Below are 4,460 nucleotides of genomic sequence, written 5' to 3' on the forward strand. Positions count from 1 at the left end.
TATTCCAGCGGCTAAACCTGATCACCGAGAAATTCGGCATGGAACTCGAACGGGATAAATACACGACGGCGACCATCGCCAAGTCGAAAACTTTCGTCCAGTTCACGCTGAAAAGTTCAACGCCGGGAACTTCGCATACGACAAAGGTTACATTCAGCGGGCTTGCCGCAGGCACATTTGATGTATTTGTCAACAATGCCCCGGCGGGCACCGTTACGGCAACAAGCGGCAAGCAAACGACGGTCAGCCTGAATATCGGCGCGTCGCAAACGTATGATATCAAGCTGCAGCAAGGGACATCTTCACCTCCGCCGGAAGTAATCGCCGCGTACTTGTTTGACGAAACTAGCGGGACAACGGCTGCGGACGCTTCCGGAAACGGCAACCAGGCGGTATTGCACGGCGGAACCACCTGGGTATCCGGCAAAAACGGCAATGCGCTCGGCTTGAACGGCACGGATGCGTATGCCAGCCTGCCATCCGGCATCGTCAGCGATATCGATGATTTCACGATTGCCGCTTGGGTGAAGGTCGACACGAGCAGCAATTGGGCGCGCATTTTTGATTTCGGCACCGGCACAAACACGTATATGTTCCTGACGCCGAAAGCCGCGGGGGCGGGGCTGCGCTTTGCCATTACCACAAACAGCAACGGCGCGGAACAGCAGTTGAATGCCGCGGCTTTGCCGACGGGCGTATGGAAGCATGTCGCCGTAACCTTGCAGGGTTCAACGGGACGGCTTTATGTAGACGGAGTGCAAGTGGCGACGAATCCTAATATGACGCTTAAACCGTCCAGCCTTGGCAGTACAAACTTGAACTATATCGGTAAATCGCAATGGGCGGACCCGTATTTTCACGGATCGATCGATGAGTTTAAAATCTACAGCCGGGCGTTGACCGCCGCGGAAGTGGCGGAATTGGCCAACGCCGCGCCGACGTTGACGAATATTGCTCCGCTGGGAACGGCATCGACTTCTTATGTATCTCCATGGGAGAGCCTGGCCGGTTTGAACGATGGTTATGAACCAACCAGTTCCGCCGATCGGGGGCATCCCGTCTATGGCAATTGGGATAACCCGGGAACCACGCAATGGGTGCAATATGATTTCAGTCAAAATTACACGATCTCCAAAGTGGATGTCTATTGGTTCGACGATAATTTGGGGATCGACCTGCCCGCGTCGTGCAGCATCCAGTACTGGGACGGAACCGCTTGGGCCGATGTAAGCAATCCGGTTGGGTTGGGGGTGCTCGGAAACCAGTACAATACGACAACGTTCACGCCGATAACCACAAATAAAATTCGCCTCAATATTACGGCAAAAGAAAACTTTTCCACCGGTATCGAAACGTGGAAGGTATACGGTTATTGATGTGATATTGCGAAAACCATCATTTTCTATTACAGTATAGATAATTGAACATCGTATTCGGGGGCTTGATGAAGTCAGGCTGAGAGTGCGGCCGGATGCCGCTGACCGTTGATCTGATCTGGATAATGCCAGCGTAGAGAAATACTGAAAGCGTACGATTTCAGTATGGTTGCGTAATGTTTCCTTGCGCAAATATGTCTGCCTGCATTCCGGCAGACTTTTTTATTTCCCCGGATTTGTGTTCAATACATAATTTGGGAACAGGAGACTGATCGTATGGGAAAAACGCGGGAACGCGAATTTTCACTCGGGTTAAAGTTGTCCGACATTTTGGTTACGGTCGTGGTGGCGATCGTATTCGGCGCCGTCTACAAGCTGTGGTCGCCCATGTATGATCTGGTGAAGCCGTTGGGTCTGCACGCCGAGGAGACCGTTTACGGAATGTGGTTTATGGCCGCGACCTTCGCTTTTCTGCTCATTCGCAAGCCGGGTGTCGCCGTAGTCGCCGAACTGGCAGCCGCCTCGGCGGAAACGTTTTTCGGCAGCGAATGGGGCGTTGCCACGTTGATCTATGGTTTGCTGCAAGGGCTGGGCGCGGAAATTTTCTTTGCCGCGTTTCGCTACCGGAAGCCGAACCTGGGCGTTACCGTGCTCGCCGCAATCGGCGCGGGGGTTGCTTCGCTCATCCTGGATTGGTTTTACGGCTACATCGGATACTTGAGCCTGTGGAATTTCACCGTGTTGGTCGCGTTAAGGCTGCTCGGCTGCGCGCTGATTGCCGGACTTTTCGCTTATTATTTGGCGAAGGCGGTCGAGGCGACGGGCGTTACCAGTCTGCTTAGGCCGTCCTCCCCGCAGGACTACGAGGCGCTTGAATAATGCCCGGGAACGGAGTTGCGGCCGGCGTCGTCAATTTGCGCCTGAAATATCCCGGTGCGGCCGATTCGCTTTTTCGCGGGCTTTCCCTGAATATTCATCGCGGCGAGAAAGTGCTTTTGCTTGGATCTAACGCCTGCGGCAAATCGACGCTGCTTCAGGTGCTGTGCGGGCTTATTCCGGATGCGCTTGAGATTCCGCTAAAATATGATGAGATTACTCGCCCTAAGTCCTGGGCTTATGTGTTTCAGGACCCCGATGCGCAGTTTTGCCTGCCTTATGTCGATGAAGAATTGGCATTTACGCTGGAAAACATACAGACGCCGGCCGACGAAATGCCGCGTTTGATCCGTTTCTATTTGCGGCAGGCGGGCTTGCAGCTTGACGATGCGCATACGCCGATTCGCGCTTTGTCGCAAGGAATGAAGCAGCGCCTGGCGGTTGCCTGCGCGCTCGCGCTTAAGCCCGAGGTGTTGTTCCTGGACGAACCTTCGGCGCTTTTGGACCCCGCCGGTGTAAAAGGGGTGTGGGATGCCATAAAGGAAACGTCGGCGGATAAAACGTTGGTGATTGTCGAACACAGGATCGATGAGGTCATCGATTGGGTGGAACGGATCGTCGTTTTTTCCGCTGCCGGCGAGATCGTTGCCGATGGCGACAGCGGCACGGTTTTTGGCAAAAGCAGAAAATTATTGCGCGAATACGGCATATGGCACCCGGGCGTTTGGCAGGGTTACCGCGACGGGCATACCGAACTTGATGCCGAACCAGGCGAACACGCCGCGCAACGGGCTCCGGCGCTGGAATTGCAAGGATTGCAGGGGTTTTACGGTAACAGTTTGCGCATTGCCGTGGAGCATGCTCATGTTATGCCGGGAGAGTGGATTTGCCTGGTCGGCGAAAACGGAGCGGGTAAAAGCACACTGTTATTTGCGATCATGCACCTCATTCGTACCCGGGGAATTTGCCGGATGGACGGAGCGGAAGTGCGTAACGTGGCGCAAGCGGCGTGCCGCGCCGCGTATGTCTTTCAAAATCCGGAGTTTCAATTTGTAACGAACACGGTTGCGGATGAGGTTGCCTATTCTTTGCGTCATTCCGCCTTGGATAAGGAAAAAAGGCGTGCGGCGATTGCCGAAGTAGTACGGCAATTTGAGCTTCTGAACTGCCTGCGCCAACATCCGTTTCAGCTGTCGCTGGGGCAGAAACGCCGCTTGAGCGTTGCCTCCGCCGTTGTGCGTAACCCGGCCGTTTTGCTGCTCGATGAACCGACTTTCGGTCAGGATGCCCGCAATACGTTTCGGCTGCTGGATTGTCTGGAAGAGCTGCGTTCACGGGGGACCGCCATCATAATGGCCACGCATGATCAGGAAATTGTCCGCCGATGCGCTACGCGCGTTTGGCAAGTGTCCGCAGGGCGGATTGCGGCGGATGCGTTCGTCGGACGCTCTTCAGGGAGGCGTTTGCCGGTTGATCACTTTTTCATATCGTGAAACATGGCTGCACAAGGTGAATCCCAGTGTAAAATTACTCAGCTTTACGGCACTGTTTATAGCGGTAATGTTGATTCATAATCCGAATACGATGCTGAACACGGCGTTGGGAGCGCTTTTGCCGCTCGTTATATGGTCGGGACACCCCGGAAAAAGGTTGCTGTTGTACGCGTCGCCGTTTGTGCTTATTTTTGTATCCGGTTCGCTTGGCATGATGTTTTTTGGGCGCGGCCAAACAGTTTGGTTGCATATCGGCCTGCTGAATATTACGGAAGAGAGTTTTTACCGCGGGCTGCATCTTGGTTTTCGGGCGCTCGTGATGGCCGCGGCCGGCCTTTTGTTCGGGCTGACGACGCGCCCGGTGCATTTGTTTTATTCGCTGATGCAAACATGGCGGCTGCCGCCGAAGTATGCTTACGGCTTTTTGGCGGGAATGCGGATGTTGCCGATTATTCTGGAAGAGTTTGTGATTCTTCAGAAAGCGTTGAAAGTGCGCCGGGCCGACTGCCGCCGGCAATTTTGGAGCGGGCTTGGCATGCTGCGCATGTGTTTTGTGTCGCTGTTGGCCCAAAGCATTCGCCGCGCGCACCGGACCGCCGTAGCCATGCAGGCCAGACGGTTTTCCCCGCTCGCGGCGCGCACCTTTTATTATCGCCCGGGGTATTCGGTCCGCGATTGGTTGTTTGTCGCGTATTTTGCGGCGTTATTATCATTC

4 protein-coding genes and 1 riboswitch are annotated in these 4,460 nt (G+C 54.6%); all 4 genes read left to right on the forward strand.

Annotation, left to right across the window (positions count from 1 at the left end; all coding sequences use genetic code 11):
- On the forward strand, positions 1-1,376 hold a 1,376-nt coding region (locus VF260_01765), incomplete at its 5' end, for a LamG domain-containing protein (GenBank protein HEX7055909.1).
- A gap of 48 nt (positions 1,377-1,424) precedes the next feature.
- A riboswitch (TPP riboswitch) is annotated at positions 1,425-1,533 on the forward strand.
- Between the two features lie 119 nt (positions 1,534-1,652).
- Positions 1,653-2,255, forward strand: a complete 603-nt coding sequence (locus VF260_01770) for an ECF transporter S component (GenBank protein HEX7055910.1) — start codon at positions 1,653-1,655, stop codon at positions 2,253-2,255.
- Positions 2,255-3,745 (forward strand): ABC transporter ATP-binding protein, encoded by a 1,491-nt coding sequence (locus VF260_01775; GenBank protein ID HEX7055911.1) that lies wholly within the window; start codon positions 2,255-2,257, stop codon positions 3,743-3,745. The genes VF260_01770 and VF260_01775 overlap by 1 nt, the downstream gene beginning before the upstream one ends.
- The coding region (locus tag VF260_01780; protein ID HEX7055912.1) for an energy-coupling factor transporter transmembrane component T at positions 3,723-4,460 on the forward strand (738 nt) is incomplete at its 3' end. The genes VF260_01775 and VF260_01780, both read left to right, overlap by 23 nt.

This window comes from Bacilli bacterium (assembly GCA_036381315.1).
Taxonomy (GTDB): Bacteria; Bacillota; Bacilli; order Paenibacillales; family KCTC-25726; genus DASVDB01.